The sequence below is a fragment of the Mycobacterium venezuelense genome (assembly GCF_054919535.1).
This window is the reverse complement of sequence record NZ_JBONDW010000030.1, coordinates 12,798-27,008: the sequence shown is the minus strand read 5'-3', so window position 1 is coordinate 27,008 and position 14,211 is coordinate 12,798. Positions and strand designations below refer to the sequence as shown.

Annotated in this window: 14 protein-coding genes; 12 read left to right on the top strand and 2 right to left on the bottom strand. The window is 65.7% G+C overall.

What is annotated here, in order from left to right; all coding sequences use genetic code 11:
- Positions 1 to 354: 354 nt before the first annotated feature.
- The 6 genes from ACRCUN_RS31795 (at position 355) to ACRCUN_RS31770 (ending at position 6,359) form a co-directional block, all read left to right on the top strand.
- On the top strand, positions 355 to 942 hold the full coding sequence (locus tag ACRCUN_RS31795; RefSeq protein WP_409501193.1) for a peroxiredoxin: 588 nt from the start codon (positions 355 to 357) through the stop codon (positions 940 to 942).
- Between the two features lie 2 nt (positions 943 to 944).
- Positions 945 to 1,478, top strand: a complete 534-nt coding sequence (gene ahpD / locus ACRCUN_RS31790) for an alkyl hydroperoxide reductase AhpD (RefSeq protein ID WP_462145591.1) — start codon at positions 945 to 947, stop codon at positions 1,476 to 1,478.
- Positions 1,479 to 1,663: 185 nt separating this feature from the next.
- A complete protein-coding gene (locus tag ACRCUN_RS31785; RefSeq protein ID WP_462145590.1) occupies positions 1,664 to 2,992 on the top strand; it encodes an MFS transporter in 1,329 nt (442 codons plus the stop codon).
- A complete protein-coding gene (locus ACRCUN_RS31780) occupies positions 2,989 to 3,975 on the top strand; it encodes a LacI family DNA-binding transcriptional regulator (protein WP_462145589.1) in 987 nt (328 codons plus the stop codon). The genes ACRCUN_RS31785 and ACRCUN_RS31780 overlap by 4 nt, the downstream gene beginning before the upstream one ends.
- Before the next feature lie 99 nt (positions 3,976 to 4,074).
- Positions 4,075 to 5,277: a cytochrome P450 gene (locus ACRCUN_RS31775; RefSeq protein WP_462145588.1), complete on the top strand. Its 1,203-nt coding sequence runs from the start codon at positions 4,075 to 4,077 to the stop codon at positions 5,275 to 5,277.
- A gap of 50 nt (positions 5,278 to 5,327) precedes the next feature.
- Positions 5,328 to 6,359 (top strand): phosphotransferase, encoded by a 1,032-nt coding sequence (locus ACRCUN_RS31770; protein ID WP_462145622.1) that lies wholly within the window; start codon positions 5,328 to 5,330, stop codon positions 6,357 to 6,359.
- On the opposite strand, the gene ACRCUN_RS31765 is transcribed toward ACRCUN_RS31770, so the two are convergent.
- Positions 6,356 to 7,042, bottom strand: coding sequence for a TetR/AcrR family transcriptional regulator (locus ACRCUN_RS31765; protein ID WP_462145587.1), 687 nt, complete (start codon positions 7,040 to 7,042; stop codon positions 6,356 to 6,358). The genes ACRCUN_RS31770 and ACRCUN_RS31765 overlap by 4 nt on opposite strands.
- A 111-nt stretch (positions 7,043 to 7,153) precedes the next feature.
- Between ACRCUN_RS31765 and ACRCUN_RS31760 the strand changes: the two genes are divergently transcribed.
- Positions 7,154 to 8,398 carry an NAD(P)-binding domain-containing protein gene (locus ACRCUN_RS31760; protein ID WP_462145586.1) on the top strand — a complete coding sequence of 415 codons (1,245 nt, stop codon included), beginning with the start codon at positions 7,154 to 7,156 and terminating at the stop codon, positions 8,396 to 8,398.
- Here the strand turns inward: ACRCUN_RS31760 and ACRCUN_RS31755 are convergent, their stop codons facing one another.
- Positions 8,399 to 9,133: a FadR/GntR family transcriptional regulator gene (locus ACRCUN_RS31755; RefSeq protein WP_462145585.1), complete on the bottom strand. Its 735-nt coding sequence runs from the start codon at positions 9,131 to 9,133 to the stop codon at positions 8,399 to 8,401.
- Positions 9,134 to 9,332: 199 nt separating this feature from the next.
- Here ACRCUN_RS31755 and ACRCUN_RS31750 point away from each other — a divergent pair, with 199 nt between their 5' ends.
- The 5 genes from ACRCUN_RS31750 (at position 9,333) to ACRCUN_RS31730 (ending at position 14,205) form a co-directional block, all read left to right on the top strand.
- A complete protein-coding gene (locus tag ACRCUN_RS31750; protein ID WP_462145584.1) occupies positions 9,333 to 10,184 on the top strand; it encodes an NAD(P)-dependent oxidoreductase in 852 nt (283 codons plus the stop codon).
- A gap of 33 nt (positions 10,185 to 10,217) precedes the next feature.
- Positions 10,218 to 11,543 carry an MFS transporter gene (locus tag ACRCUN_RS31745; RefSeq protein WP_462145583.1) on the top strand — a complete coding sequence of 442 codons (1,326 nt, stop codon included), beginning with the start codon at positions 10,218 to 10,220 and terminating at the stop codon, positions 11,541 to 11,543.
- Positions 11,544 to 11,548: 5 nt separating this feature from the next.
- Positions 11,549 to 12,409 (top strand): transketolase, encoded by an 861-nt coding sequence (locus ACRCUN_RS31740; RefSeq protein WP_462145582.1) that lies wholly within the window; start codon positions 11,549 to 11,551, stop codon positions 12,407 to 12,409.
- Entirely contained in the window at positions 12,406 to 13,395 is a 990-nt protein-coding gene (locus ACRCUN_RS31735; protein WP_462145581.1) for a transketolase family protein, read from the top strand. The genes ACRCUN_RS31740 and ACRCUN_RS31735 overlap by 4 nt, the downstream gene beginning before the upstream one ends.
- Positions 13,396 to 13,467: 72 nt before the next feature.
- Positions 13,468 to 14,205 (top strand): SDR family NAD(P)-dependent oxidoreductase, encoded by a 738-nt coding sequence (locus tag ACRCUN_RS31730; RefSeq protein ID WP_462145580.1) that lies wholly within the window; start codon positions 13,468 to 13,470, stop codon positions 14,203 to 14,205.
- The last annotated feature ends 6 nt before the right edge of the window (positions 14,206 to 14,211 follow it).

Below are 14,211 nucleotides of genomic sequence, written 5' to 3'. Positions count from 1 at the left end.
AGCCAACAGGACCGCACAACACGCCAGGCTGACCCACCAGCAAAGCCGCCCCAACTGATCCGCCTTCCCTGCGCTCACCCATGCCAGTTCTACCCGCTCCCGCCGGTGTCCGGCATTCCACAGACGTGACAGTGACACCGATATGAACGCCTTCGACGCGGCCGGGTACGCGGCGCTGCTGCGTCGCATCCGCGCGTCCCATTCCGGACCCACCGTGACGCCGAGCGCACGCTGACGCGTTTGTGCCGACAATCACGGCTCTATTCGGTTGCCACAACCCTTCTTCGGAAGCCAGAATCAAGATCGTAAATTCTGGAATGATTCCAGAAAATCAAGACGATGGGATATGTGGCGATGGCTATTTTGTCGATTGGTGCTCAATTTCCGGAATATGACCTGACCGCCGTTATCGGTGGAGATCTGTCGGAGGTCGACGCCAAGCAGCCCGACGACTATTTCACCCGGGTGACCGACAAGGACCATGACGGCAAGTGGCGGATCATCTTCTTCTGGCCCAAGGACTTCACGTTCGTATGCCCCACGGAGATCGCGGCATTCGGCAAGCTGAACGAGGACTTCGAAGACCGCGACGCCAAGGTTATCGGCGTATCGGTGGACAACGAATTCGTGCACTTCCAATGGCGTGCCCAGCACGAGGACCTCAAGAAGCTGCCGTTCCCGATGGCCTCGGACCTCAAGCGTGAGCTCGCACTCGCGACCGGCGTGCTCAACGCCGATGGCGTCGCCGACCGGGCGACCTTCATCGTCGACCCCAACAACGAGGTCCAGTTCGTGTCGGTAACGGCGGGTTCGGTGGGCCGCAATGTCGACGAGGTACTGCGCGTGCTCGACGCCCTGCAGTCCGACGAGCTGTGCGCCTGCAACTGGAAGAAGGGCGATCCGACGATCAAGGCCGGCGAGCTGCTCGCAGAGGCGGTCTGACGATGAGCATCGAGAACATCAAGGCAGCCCTTCCGGAATACGCCAAGGATCTCAAGCTCAACTTCGGAAGCATCGTCAAGTCCACGGAGCTCACCGAACAACAGCTGTGGGGTGCGCTCGTGGCGACCGCCGCTGCGACCAAGTCTCAGCACCTGCTGCGCGAGATCTCCGAGGACGCACTCGACGTGCTCAGCGAAGAGGCCTACCACGCCGCACTTGGGGCAGCCTCCATCATGGGGATGAACAACGTCTTCTACCGCACCAAGGGGCAGTTGGACGGGCGTTACGACGACCTGCGGGCCGGTCTGCGGATGAACATCATCGCCAACCCGGGTGTGGAGAAGGCTGACTTCGAACTCTGGTCGCTCGCGGTGTCGGCGATCAACGGGTGCGGGCACTGCCTGGCCGCGCACGAGACCGTGCTGCGCGATGCCGAGGTGTCGCGGTCGACGATCTTCGAGGCCATCCGCCTGGCATCGATCGTGTCGGGTGTGGCCCAGGCGCTCCTCACCGCGGAGACGCTCGCGGCGGTCTGACCCGCGTCCGCCCGCGTTTGCGTGCGCTAGCGCGCGTCCGCCCGCGTTTGTCACGCTGGAGTGGCTGTCGAAGCCGACTGCCGCTCCAGCGTGACAATGGCGTACGAGCCCATCCCGCCGAAGCCGCTTACGCGCATAACCGAACCGGTAAACTCCCTTCTCGCATTACGAGAGGCGGGTTTTCTGTGACAGCCACCGGGAACGAGGCCGCGGTCCGCAAGGCCATCACGGGCGCGTCCATCGGCAACGCCGTGGAATGGTTCGACTTCGCGATCTACGGCTTCCTGGCGACTTATATCGCCGCCAATTTCTTCCCGGCCGGCAACGAGACCGCCGCGCTGCTCAACACGTTCGCGATCTTCGCCGCGGCCTTCTTCATGCGTCCGCTCGGCGGATTCGTGTTCGGCCCGCTCGGCGACCGACTGGGCCGCCAGCGGGTGCTGGCCGTGGTCATCCTGCTGATGTCGGCGGCGACACTCGGCATCGGCCTGCTGCCCACCTACGCCACGATCGGTGTCGCCGCGCCCTTACTGTTGCTTCTGCTGCGCTGCCTGCAGGGCTTCTCGGCTGGCGGTGAATATGGCGGTGGCGCAGTCTATCTCGCCGAGTACGCTACGGAGCGCAGGCGCGGGCTCACGGTCACGTTCATCGCATGGTCGGGTGTGCTCGGGTTTCTGCTCGGGTCCATCACGGTCACCCTGCTGGCGGCGTCACTGACACCCGAGGCGATGGACAGCTACGGGTGGCGCATTCCGTTCCTGATCGCCGCACCCCTCGGACTGGTCGGCCTCTACATCCGGCTGCGACTCGACGACACACCGGAGTTCACCAAACTCGACAAGTCGGACCGGGTCGCCAAATCCCCACTACGCGAAGCGGTCCGGACCGCACGGAAGCCGATACTCCAAGTCATCGGCATGTTCATCGTCTTCAATGTCGGCTACTACGTCGTGTTCACTTTCGTGCCGACGTACTTCATCAAGACCTTGCAGTTCAGTAAGACCGAGTCGTTCGTCTCGATCACGCTGGCCAGCCTGACCGCGCTCATCCTTATCCTGCCGCTCGCGGCCCTGTCGGACCGAATCGGACGCAAGCCGCTGCTGATCGCCGGTTCGGTCGGTTTCGTGGTTTTCGCGTATCCGTTATTCCTGCTGATGAATTCAGGCTCGGTCGTGGCGGCGATCGTCGGGCACTGCCTGCTGGCCGCGATCGAATCCGTGTACGTGGCAACGGCGGTGACGGCCGGGGTCGAACTGTTCGCCACCCGGGTTCGCTACAGCGGCTTTTCGATCGGCTACAACATCGCCGTCGCGGCGTTCGGCGGTACCACGCCGTATGTCGTCACCTGGCTGACGGCCGCGACGGGCAACCATCTGGCGCCCGCGCTGTATCTGATCGCCGCTGCCATCGTCTCGGTTGGCACCGTCTTTACGCTGCGGGAGAGCGCTGCCCGCCCGATGCCCGCTGACTCTGGAACCGCACCCGACCAGCAACGTGCCACGATGTCACCGTGAGCACCACCAAGGGGCGTCCCACGAAGGCCGACGTCGCCAGACTTGCCAACGTCTCGACCGCCACGGTCAGCTATGTGCTCAATAATGTTGAAGGTCAACGAATCTCGGAGCAGACACAGGCCGCCGTACGCAATGCGGCGGCACAGCTCGGCTATCGGCCCAACCTCGCGGCCCGCAACCTCGCGGTCGGCGGCAGTGGTGTGGTGCTCTACATCGTCGGCCGGCTCTCGCTCGGCAACCTGCCCATCGAAGTCGGCAGCCGCCTCACCACCGCGCTCGCTCGCCACGGGATCGTGTTGTCGCTGCAGTTCGAGACCGAGGACGACCGCAACGTCGTCGACGCCATCGCTGACCTCAACCCAATGGCTGTCACCAGTACCTTTCCGCTGAGCGGCAATGCGCTGGCGGCGGCGACCGCGGCCGGCATACCGCAGATCCACCTCGGCAGCTCGCAGTTGCACGCGATCGGCGCGCTGGATCGCAGCATCGGTGAGATGCGCGTCGAACACCTGGCGTCGCGGGGTCACACCCGGCTGGCGTTCGCCTACACCACCGACGAGGAGCTGCGGCCACTCGGCGACTACTGGTTGGTTGGCCTGCGCGCGGCCGCGCAGCGCCGAAAGTTGCCGGAGATCAGTGTGGCCAGCTTCGCCGCCGACGGTTCCAATGCGGCGGAGATCGTGGCCCGCTGGGCCGCCGAGGGGGTGAGCGCCATCTGCGCGCAGAGCGACGACACCGCCTTCGTCGTACTGCACGGACTTCGTCGCGCCGGGTTGCGGTGTCCCCAGGACATGGCGGTGATCGGCGTGAACGCAATCGAACTGGGTGCCGTCAGTGCGCCACCGCTGACGTCGGTCTCGTTCGATGCCAAGGCGATCGTGGACGTCGCGGTCGCGGCGATGATGTCGGAACTGGGCTACCCGAGCGAGCAGGAGCCCAGCAGCGCGGGCGTGGCAACGCTGATCGTGCGGGATTCCACCTGATTCTTCGGTAGGGCGGTCGGCGCTGATCCGGCCAAGTTACTTACGCGCATAACCATCCGTGTGTAAACTCCGCTCTCGGACACAGAGAGGCGGATTTTCGTGACAGCAAGCGCCACCCAGAACGTGTACTTCGACCCTTACGACGTCGAGATCAACGCCAACCCGTACCCGACGTTCGCGCGCCTGCGTGAAGAAGCGCCGCTGTACTACAACGAACAGCACGACTTCTACGCGCTGAGCCGCTTCGCCGACGTCAACAAGGCGCTCATCGACCACGAGACCTTCAGCTCGGCGCGCGGCGCGATCATCGAATTGATCAAGGCCAACATCGCGATCCCGTCGGGGGCGCTGATCTTCGAGGACCCGCCGATCCACACCACCCATCGCAAGCTGCTCTCGCGGATGTTCACGCCACGGAAGATCAATGCACTCGAGCCAAAGATCCGCGAGTTCTGCGCACAGTCCCTCGATCCGCTCGTGGGTGCCGGAAAGTTCGACTTCATCACCGACTTCGGCGCCGTCATGCCGATGCGCGTGATCAGTGCGCTCCTCGGCATTCCCGAGGACGACCAGGAGATGATCCGCGACCACGGCAACGAACAGTTGCGCACCGAGGCGGGCAAGCCCATGAAGGCCGCCCAGGACGGCCTCGTCGACGGCTCGATCTTCGAAACCTACATCGATTGGCGTAAGGACAACCCGTCCGACGACATCATGACGGAGCTGCTCAACGTCGAGTTCACCGACGAACACGGTGTGACGCGTCATCTCACCCGTGAGGAACTGCTCATCTACATCAACGTCGTGGCGGGCGCGGGTAACGAAACGACGACCCGTTTGATCGGCTGGGCCGCAAAGGTTTTGGCTGAACACCCGGACCAGCGCCGCCAGCTCGTCGAGAACCCGGCGCTCATCCCGCAGGCCATCGAGGAACTGCTGCGGTACGAGCCACCCGCCCCGCACGTCGCTCGCTACGTCACCCGCGATGTCGAGTACTACGGCCAGACGGTACCCGAGGGCAGCGTCATGATGATGCTCATCGGCGCCGCCGTCCGCGACAGCCGCCAATTCCCGCCCGACGGCGAGGTTTTCGACATCCACCGCGAACAGCACCAGCACCTGGCGTTCAGTGTGGGCACCCATTTCTGCCTCGGCTCGGCGCTGGCGCGCCTCGAAGGACGGATTGCGTTGGAAGAGATTCTCAAACGCTTCCCGGAATGGGACGTCGACCTGGACAACGCAGCCCTGTCACCCACATCGACAGTGCGCGGCTGGGACTCGATGCCGGCGTTCGTGAGGTGACCGCGAGTCTTACCGTCCCGAAGGATTGGGACGAGATCACCCCGGATTGGATGGCCGCGGCGTTATCGGCGCATCATCCCGACGCGGTTGTCGACAGTGTGAGCGTCGACATGCGCGACGACGGGACCAATCGCCGTGCCCGGCTTGCGGTGACGTACCGGCCTGGTCCGGCCGGACCTGGGACAGTGTTCGCGAAAGCCGTTGACCCCGACCACAAGATGCTCATCAAGATGACGAGCGGCCTTCTGCACGAGCCGCGGCTGTTCAACTCGAATGTCGCACTGCCGCTTGAGTACCCGACGGTCTACGCCGCGCCGATCGACGAGGCCGAAGAGGACTTCATGCTCGTCATGGAAGACCTCACCGCGCGCAACGCAGACCCGCGCGACGCGACTCGCCCGCTGACGGTCGAGCAGGCGGCCAACGGCGTTCGGGGCCTGGCCCGGATGCACGGTGCGTTCTGGGGCGAACGGGTGCACCGTCCCGGCCTGGAGTGGCTGGAGCCGTTCGTGCCATGGGACGGTATGCAATACGCGCCACTGCCGGCGGCTTTGGAGCGCCTCGGCGACGACGCACCCGAATCGGTCCACGCTCTGACCATCGACCATCTCGTCGAGGGCGTCTGGAAGCCGTTCATCCGCACCCTCACCGCGCCGGGCACCGCGCAGACGCTGCTGCACGGTGACCCGCACATCGGCAACACCTACGTGTTGCCGAGCGGGGAGGTCGGCTTCCTGGATTGGCAGGTGGCCCGCAGCGGCAACTTCTCGCTGGATCTCGGCTATTTCCTGCAGGGAGCGTTGACCACGGACGATCGGCGAGCGGCCGAGCGCGAGTTGCTCGAAGAGTACCGGGACACCCTCGGCGAAGCGCTCGACTCGCCAGGTGAACTGCCGTCTGCGGACGAGATCTGGCTTCGCTACCGCGCTTCGGTTGCGCACGGTTTGACCACCTGGCTCGCGACCGCGAGCGCGGGGGAGCTGTGGCAGCGTCCGGACATCGCTCTCGCGTTGGCCCAACGGTATTCGGCGGCTTACGAGGACCTGCAAACCACGCAGGCATTGGCCGATCTCAGCGGTTAGCCGTCGACAACCGCGGCGATGACGCGGTCGACCGCGGTCACCGGCGGGTAGACCGCGCCGGTTCCGCGCTCGCGGGCCACCACGAGATCCAGTAAGCCGTCCGCGAGTTCGAGCAGATCCTCGGTTGAACCGCCCATCGCGAAGCTGTGCTGAACCGACACCATCCCGTGCAGCCCCGTCCAGAGTGTGTGTGCGGCCTGGTGCACGGGCTGCGCCAGCGCGTGACCCGCTTGGGCGGATGCTACGAGGCCGGACCGCAACAGGTTTGACACCTGACGGGCGGGATGGCTGCCGAGGCGTTCTTTATCGACGACGGGCTGGCGCACCTGGTACATCAACCGGTAGTGCCCGGGATTCTCGACCGCGAAGCGGCAGTAGGCATGGACCCCGGCACGCAGTTGCGCTCTTGGTCCCGCATCGGCCGCGGCCCGACTCGCGGTAGATATCTGTTGCGCCAACTGCGTGTATTTGTCCGACAGGGCTGCCCAGACCAGCTCGGCCTTGTCCGAGAAGTGCAGATAGATGCTCGGTGCGGCGACACCCACCTCGTGCGCCACCGCGCGCATCGTCAACTTCTCGTCGCCGCCCCAACGGTCCAGCAGGCGGTTGACGGCCTCGAGGATCTCGGCGCGAAGCTGCTCGCCTTCACCGCGGCGACTACGCCTCCGTGGCGTGGAACCCACACTCTTCTTAGGTGTGCTAGGAATCACGGCCGGTGCCCCCTCTCGAGCTGCTGAAACAGCGCTAGCCTGACGATAAGTGAACTTAGTTAGGTTATCGCTAGGGGTCGAGAGATGAGCGTCGAAATCAACATGGATGTCCAACAGCCCGAGTCGCGTCGCGCACCGCGTGCCGGTGTCATCGGGCTCGGCATGATCGGTGGCGGTGTCGCGGTGAGCTTGGCTCGCAGCGGGCGCACTCCGGTCGTCTACGACATCCGTTCCGATGCCGCCGACGCACTCGACGGTGTCCCGGCGGCGGAACCCTCGCCTGCCGATGTGGCGCGGGAGAGTGACGTCGTACTGATCGCCGTCGTCGATGCCGAGCAGGTGCGCGCGGTGTTGGACGGGCCGGACGGCCTGCTCGCCGGCGCGCATTCCGGCCTGATCGCGGTGCTGCTGTCGACCGTGGCCGTTCCAGAGGTGTGTGCGTTGGCTGAGCAATGCGCACAGGCTGGCGTGGCCTTGCTGGATTGCGGTGTGACACCAGGCAATCTGGCCGCCCACAACGGTCTCGTTGCGATGGTCGGCGGTGATGACCACACCGTGCGCCGTGCGATGCCGGTGCTCGACGACTTCGCCAAGACGGTTGTGCACTGCGGCCCACTGGGTGCCGGGATGGCCACCAAGCTCGCCCGCAACGTCGCCACTTATGGAACGTGGCGCGTGATGCACGAAGCGGCCGAGTTGGCGACGTCGGCCGGTGTGGACCCCGAGACGTTGAAGACGGTCATCGAAGAAGCCGATCCCGACGGCGCCACCATGTTCACCTTGTTGGGGCGGACGGAGGACGCGAAAGCCTTCGCACCGCAGATGCTGCGGTTGATGGACAAGGATCTCGCGGCCGCCCAGGAGCTGGCCGCCGAGGGCGCCGTCGCCGTTCCCGTGGTCGACGCGGTTCGCGAACACGGATCCGGCACCCTGGGCATCGCAACTGAAAAACCAACCGACAAAACCGAACTCGGACTTGCCATGATGGGTGCGGTCTACGGGCAAGAGGTGGCCGACGCCATCCCGGCGCAGCGCACCCCAGCCCTGGAGAAGACCGTGGACCATCTGTTCGCCGAGATCTGGAGCCGGCCGGGCCTGTCCATCCGCGACCGGCGACTGTTGGTGATGGGCGCGACGGCGATGCTGGGCCGGTCCGATCTCATCGAGGTTCAGGTCCGTGGCGCACTGGCCAACGGCGAACTGACTGCCGAGGAACTCCGCGAAGCCGTGCTGCAGCTCTACTACTACGTGGGCTGGGGCAACGGGACCGCCCTGGAGCGGGGCGTGGAGGCGGCGTTGGCTGCGTTTCCACGAGCCGCAAGCGCCTAGCTACCCGACGGCGCGGACGCCCGGCGTGGCTTCTTCGTTGTCGGGCTCGTCGGTGATGTGGCGCCACTGGTCGAAGTGCGCGGCCATCGTCGCCGCAGCGAGGTCGGGGTCACGCAACCGCAGCGCGCCGACGATCTGCTGATGGATGAGATCGGTCCGGTAGTGCCCGTGTTCGTCGGGCTCCTCGGAGTTGATGGCGCGAACCCGTCGCTGGGTGAGCAGTTCCCTCAACACGTCCACCAAACCGTCGGCGATCAGGTTCAGCACCGGGTTGTCGACGATCCGGTACAGGCAGCGGTGAAAGTTGTAGTCGGCGGCATCGGCCTTCTGATGGTCACCTGACGCCGACCCGTCGACCATCTGCTCGACGTAGCCTTCCAGTTCGGCCAGGTCTGCGGGCGTTGCGCGGACCGCGGCCGCACGAACGACGGTTTCTTCCAACATCTCCCGGCCGCGTTCGAGCTGATCTGTCGTGATGAGCCCGAGCCGCACGCTCAGATCGAAGTACAACCGCACCGGCGTCGGGCTGGTCGGGGCGAGGTGAATTCCGCTGCCCTGCGTGCGCGTCACCAGACCGAGAGACTCCAGGGCGGCGAGTTGCTCGCGGAGTGCTCCACGGCTGATGCCAAGCGTCTCGGCGAGTTGGCGTTCGGTGGGCAGCCGCGCGATCGACCCGTCTGAGGTGCGTGTCGCAGAACTCATGATCTGCTCGACCACGCGTTCCAGGGCGTCCATCTCACCTCCCGTGGATTGGCCGACCAATGTGACCGGCGTCTCCACTGTAGCGGAGTGACCGGACAGTCGGCTGCCATCCGTTCCGGTAACGCCCCACTTCAAAGCTGTTCGGACGTGCGGTTGGTAACCGGGTTGACATGAAGTGACCCACGCCATACCGTATTGGTTCAACCAATTTGGTTCGACCAATGTGGAGGTAGTGTTGAGTTCCGTCACGTTCGTCGGCCTGGGCGCCATCGGCCTACCCATGGCCGCAGTACTCGCGAAGGCCGGACACCAGGTCGTCGGTGTCGACCCGTTCGAGCCGGCCCGGCAGCGGGCCGCCGAGGCCGGGATCGACGCAGTCGCCACCATCGGCCTCGCTCCGAAGACGCCGATCGTCGTGGTCATGGTCGCCACGCCCGATCAGTTGGACACGTTGGTGTCCGAGGCAGGCAAGGAGCTGGACGGCCAGACCTGGATCGTGATGTCGACGATCGGGCCCGACGCGCTGACTGTTGCCGCGGCACGGTTGGCATCGGCCGGGGCGCGTGTCGTCGACGCCCCGGTGACCGGCGGAGTGGCCCGGGCCCAGACCGGCGAGCTCGTCATCTTCGCCGCAGGCGAGCAAGACACCGTCGACGCGGTACGCGACGTGCTCGACGCGCTGGGCACCGCCCGGTTCATCGGCTCCGAGCTCGGCGGCGGGCAGGCGATCAAGGTGGTCAATCAGCACCTGTGCTCGGTCCACATCGTGGCCGCCGCCGAGGCGCTGCACCTCGCCGATGCGCTCGGCCTGGACAAAGCCGCCGTACTCGACCTGGTTCAGCACGGTGCGGCCGGTTCTTGGATGCTCTCGGATCGCGGCCCGCGCATGCTCCTGGGCACCGACGCGCCGGTCACCAGCACCATCAACATCTTCGTCAAGGACAGCGGCCTGGTTGCCGATGCGGCCGCCCGCGCCGGCGCTCCGGTTCCACTGCTCGACATCGCTCGCTCCCGGTATCAGAAGGCCGGCGAACTCGGCCTTGGACTCCGCGATGACAGCCGCGTCATCGAGACCTACGACTAACCGCCTGCCACGTCCCTTCGACCCAGGAATACGATGACCGCACCACCGAACGACACCGCCGAATCCCCAGCGCCGGTGAATAATCCACGCCGCGTGTCGATCGCTTCGATGATCGGCTCCGCGGTCGAGAGCTACGACTTCTTCATCTACGGCACAGCCGCGGCCGCCTACTTCGGCAGCGTGTTCTTCCATGCCGACGAGCCGATCGTCGGTGTACTGGCATCTTTCGCCACCCTCGCCGTCGGATTCGTCATGCGGCCGGTCGGCGGCTACCTCGCCGGCCACTTCGGTGACCGCTTCGGCCGCAAGGCCGTGCTGTTCTGGTCGCTGGTCGTCATGGGCATCGGCACGGTGCTCATCGGTGTGCTGCCCACCTACGACCAAATCGGCGTTCTCGCACCGGTTCTGCTCATCGTGCTGCGGATGGTGCAGGGCGTCGGATTCGGCGCTGAGTGGGGTGGCGCAGTGCTGATGGCGGTCGAACACGCCCCAGCGCATCGCCGCGGATTCTTCGGGGCGATCCCACAGATCGGCATTCCGCTCGGGCTCGTGCTGGCGAACGGTGCGTTCCTGTTGTCGAGCGCGTTGTTCGACGGCGACTGGGTCTGGCGCGCGCCGTTCCTCGCGTCGGCGGTGATGGTGGCCGTCGGCATCTACGTCCGGCTCGGTGTTAGCGAGTCACCGGCGTTCAAAGAAATGAAGGAAGCCAACGAGATTCACCGCCAGCCCGCGCTCGAGGTGATCCGCTCCGGCTGGCCGATGATCCTGCGGATCATCGGCCTGCGGCTCGCCGAGACGGGCGGCTACTACGTCGCCACCAGCTTCGTGTTGTCCTACGTGGGCCTCGCCGCGATCTCGTCGAAGACCGATGTCCTCACCGGGACGCTGGTCGGCTCCGCACTCGGCGTGGCCAGCCTGCCGCTGTTCGGCGCACTCAGTGACCGCATCGGCCGCAAGCCGGTCTTCCTCATCGGGTCCGTCTTCACCATCGCCTTCGGCATCCCGATGTTCCTGTTGATCAACACCGGCGCCTTCATCATGATCGTCGTCGCGGTGGCGCTCGCATTGCTGCTCAGCCACGATCCGATCTTCGCGGTCGAGTCGAGCTGGTTCTCCGAGCAGTTCCCGGCCAACGTCCGGTCCTCGGGAATCTCCTTGGGCTACAACGGCGCATCGGTGATCGTGGGCTTCGTGCCCTTCGTCGCCACGCTCGTCTACGGCGCGATGGGCTGGCTCGGCCCGGCACTGCTGTTCGTCGCCATGGGCGTCATCTCCACCGCGCTCGCCGTGCGCACCCGGGAGACCGCGCCGGCGAAGGCAACTCTCGAAACCCCCGTCCCACAAGTACAGGTTGCGTGACCGACATGACCACACTCACTGATCACCCCACCGTGGCACCCGAGCGGGTGCGCCGTATCCGCGAAGCCGCGCTGCGGATCCGCCATTACGCGTTGACCCAGGCAGAAGTACAGGGCCAGGGCTACATCGGCCAGGCTCTCGACATCGCCGACGTGTTGGCGGTGCTCTACACCGACCAGCTGAATCTGCGCCCGGCAGAGCCGGATTGGGAGGGGCGCGATCGGTGCCTGCTCTCGATCGGCCACTACGCGATCGCGTTGTACGCGGCGCTGGCCGAGGCGAAGTTCATCCCGGTCGAGGAACTCGACACCTACGCCACCGACGACTCCCGGCTGCCGATGTCCGGGATGGCCGGATACACGCCAGGTATGGAGATTTCCGGCGGGTCGCTCGGCCACGGACTCGGCATCGCGGTGGGCAAGGCTTTGGGACTGCGCCGCAAGGACAATCCCGCCCTCGTCTACAACATCCTGTCCGACGGTGAACTCGACGAGGGCTCCACGTGGGAGGCCGTCCAGACCGCTGCTCATTTCCAGCTCGACAACCTCGTCGCCGTCGTCGACATGAACAACCAGCAAGCCGACGGCCCGGCCCAGTCGATGCTGGGCACCGAACCGGTGCATGACAAGTTCACGATCAACGGGTGGGATGTGCGCCGCGTCGACGGCCACGACATCCCGGCGATCGTCGAGGCCCTCGAGGACCTACGCGCACGGCGCGGCAAGCCGAAGGCGCTGATCTGCGACACGATCCTCGGCAAGGGCGTCGCGATGTTGCAGAGCCGCGACAAATTGCACTTCATGCAGGTCGCCCCGCACGAATGGGCGCTTGCTCACCAACAGCTCGATGAGGGGCTCCGACCATGACCACCGCCACACCGAAGAAGCGGCTCACCTCCGATGCGATGATCGCGTCGATTGCGGAGGGCGACAGGGTTGTTCGCGCGCCGTTCGGGCACGCGCTGCTGGCCGCCGCCCAGGACAATCCACTCATCGTCGGGTTGAGCGCCGATCTGGCGAAATACACCGACATGCACATCTTCCGCGACGCGATGCCGGACCGGTTCTATCAGGTCGGCATGGCCGAACAGGTGCTGATGGGCGCGGCTGCCGGGCTCGCCGAGGAGGGGTTCATCCCGTTCGCGTCGACGTACTCGGTGTTCGCCACCCGGCGGGCCTATGACTTCATCTGCCTCGACATCGCCGAACGCATGCTCAACGTCAACATCGTCGCCGCGCTGCCCGGTTTGACGACCGGCTACGGCCCCAGTCACCAGGCGACCGAGGACATCGCGATCCTGCGCGGTATGCCCAACCTGACGATCGTCGACCCGTGCGACTCCGTCGACATCGAACAAGCGGTACCGCAGCTCGCGGCCAGCCCGGGCCCCACCTATCTGCGGTTGTTGCGTGGCGCCGTGCCGACCGTGCTGGACGAATACGACTACACGTTCGAGCTCGGCAAGGCCGCCAAGCTGCGCGGCGGCAACGAGGTGCTCTTCATCTCGTCGGGCCTGATGACCGAACGCGCGTTGCAGGCCGCCGCACAGCTGGAGGCCGACAACATCGGCGTCGCGGTTGTCCACGCGCCGACGATCAAGCCTCTCGACGAGGCCACGATCCTCGCCGAGATCGCCAAGGATCGTTTGGTGTTCACGTTGGAGAACCACACGGTAGTCGGCGGATTGTTCGAATCCGTCGCGTCGGCACTGGTCCGCAGTGGCGTATCCCGTCAGGTGACCCCGATCGCGTTGCCCGACGAGTTCCTCGTCGCCGGAGCGCTGCCCACGCTCTACGACCGCTACGGGGTCTCGACGTCTCGCATCGTGGAACGCGTCAAATCCGCGCTCTGAACCGGTCCCATCCGCCGAAGGCGGAAGGCAAGATCTAGCCGTACCTACTCAACGGGTGAAGCGAGGATCTGCATGGCGGGTGTGGTGGTGACGGGGGCGGCGTCCGGGATCGGGCGGGCCAGTGCGCAGGCGCTGATCGCCGACGGCCGTCGGGTTGCGTTGTGGGACATCGCACCTGACGTTCGTTCGGTGGCCGAGGAACTGGGCATGCCGTGGGCCGTGGTCGATGTCTGCGATACCGACGCGCTGTCCGCGGCGGTTGATCGGGCAGCCGATGCCCTCGACGGAATCGACGGTTTGGTGCATGCCGCGGGGCGCGTCATCCCCGAGCCGGTCGGCGCCTACACGCAGGAGTCCTGGGACGCCGTGCTCGACGTGAATCTGCGCGCGCAGGCATTGCTCATGCAGTTGCTGCTACCGCACCTGCAGCAGTCGGCGAGTGATGGCGGAGCGCCCGCGGTTGTGGGCATCTCGAGCATCGAGGGTCTGGCGGCAAACCCGTTCATCCCGGCGTACTGTGCCTCGAAGGCCGGGCTGCTCGGCATGACAAGGTCGATGGCTGCGCAGTTGGGCCCGATGGGTATTCGGATCAACGCGGTATGCCCGGGCTTCATCCAGACGCCGATGCTCCAGATCGCACTGGATGTCGAGGAGGTCCGAGTGGGGTTCGAACAGGCCGCGCCGCTGGGCCGGCTAGGCCAGCCCGACGAGGTCGCCGCCGCGGTGGCCTTCCTGATGTCGCCCAAGGCGTCGTTCGTCACCGGAACGTATCTCGTGGTCGACGGGGGAGTGACCAGCCGTCACGCGTGACCCGTC

Excerpts from the sequence above, each read along its gene's own strand:
- ACRCUN_RS31770 (WP_462145622.1), top strand. The coding sequence starts at position 5,328 with ATGGCCGCGGCGTTATCGGCGCATCATCCCGACGCGGTTGTCGACAGT.
- ACRCUN_RS31745 (WP_462145583.1), top strand. The coding sequence starts at position 10,218 with ATGACCGCACCACCGAACGACACCGCCGAATCCCCAGCGCCGGTGAAT.
- ahpD (WP_462145591.1), top strand. The coding sequence starts at position 945 with ATGAGCATCGAGAACATCAAGGCAGCCCTTCCGGAATACGCCAAGGAT.
- ACRCUN_RS31795 (WP_409501193.1), top strand. The coding sequence starts at position 355 with ATGGCTATTTTGTCGATTGGTGCTCAATTTCCGGAATATGACCTGACC.
- ACRCUN_RS31755 (WP_462145585.1), bottom strand. The coding sequence starts at position 9,133 with ATGGACGCCCTGGAACGCGTGGTCGAGCAGATCATGAGTTCTGCGACA.
- ACRCUN_RS31760 (WP_462145586.1), top strand. The coding sequence starts at position 7,154 with ATGAGCGTCGAAATCAACATGGATGTCCAACAGCCCGAGTCGCGTCGC.
- ACRCUN_RS31735 (WP_462145581.1), top strand. The coding sequence starts at position 12,406 with ATGACCACCGCCACACCGAAGAAGCGGCTCACCTCCGATGCGATGATC.
- ACRCUN_RS31730 (WP_462145580.1), top strand. The coding sequence starts at position 13,468 with ATGGCGGGTGTGGTGGTGACGGGGGCGGCGTCCGGGATCGGGCGGGCC.
- ACRCUN_RS31740 (WP_462145582.1), top strand. The coding sequence starts at position 11,549 with ATGACCACACTCACTGATCACCCCACCGTGGCACCCGAGCGGGTGCGC.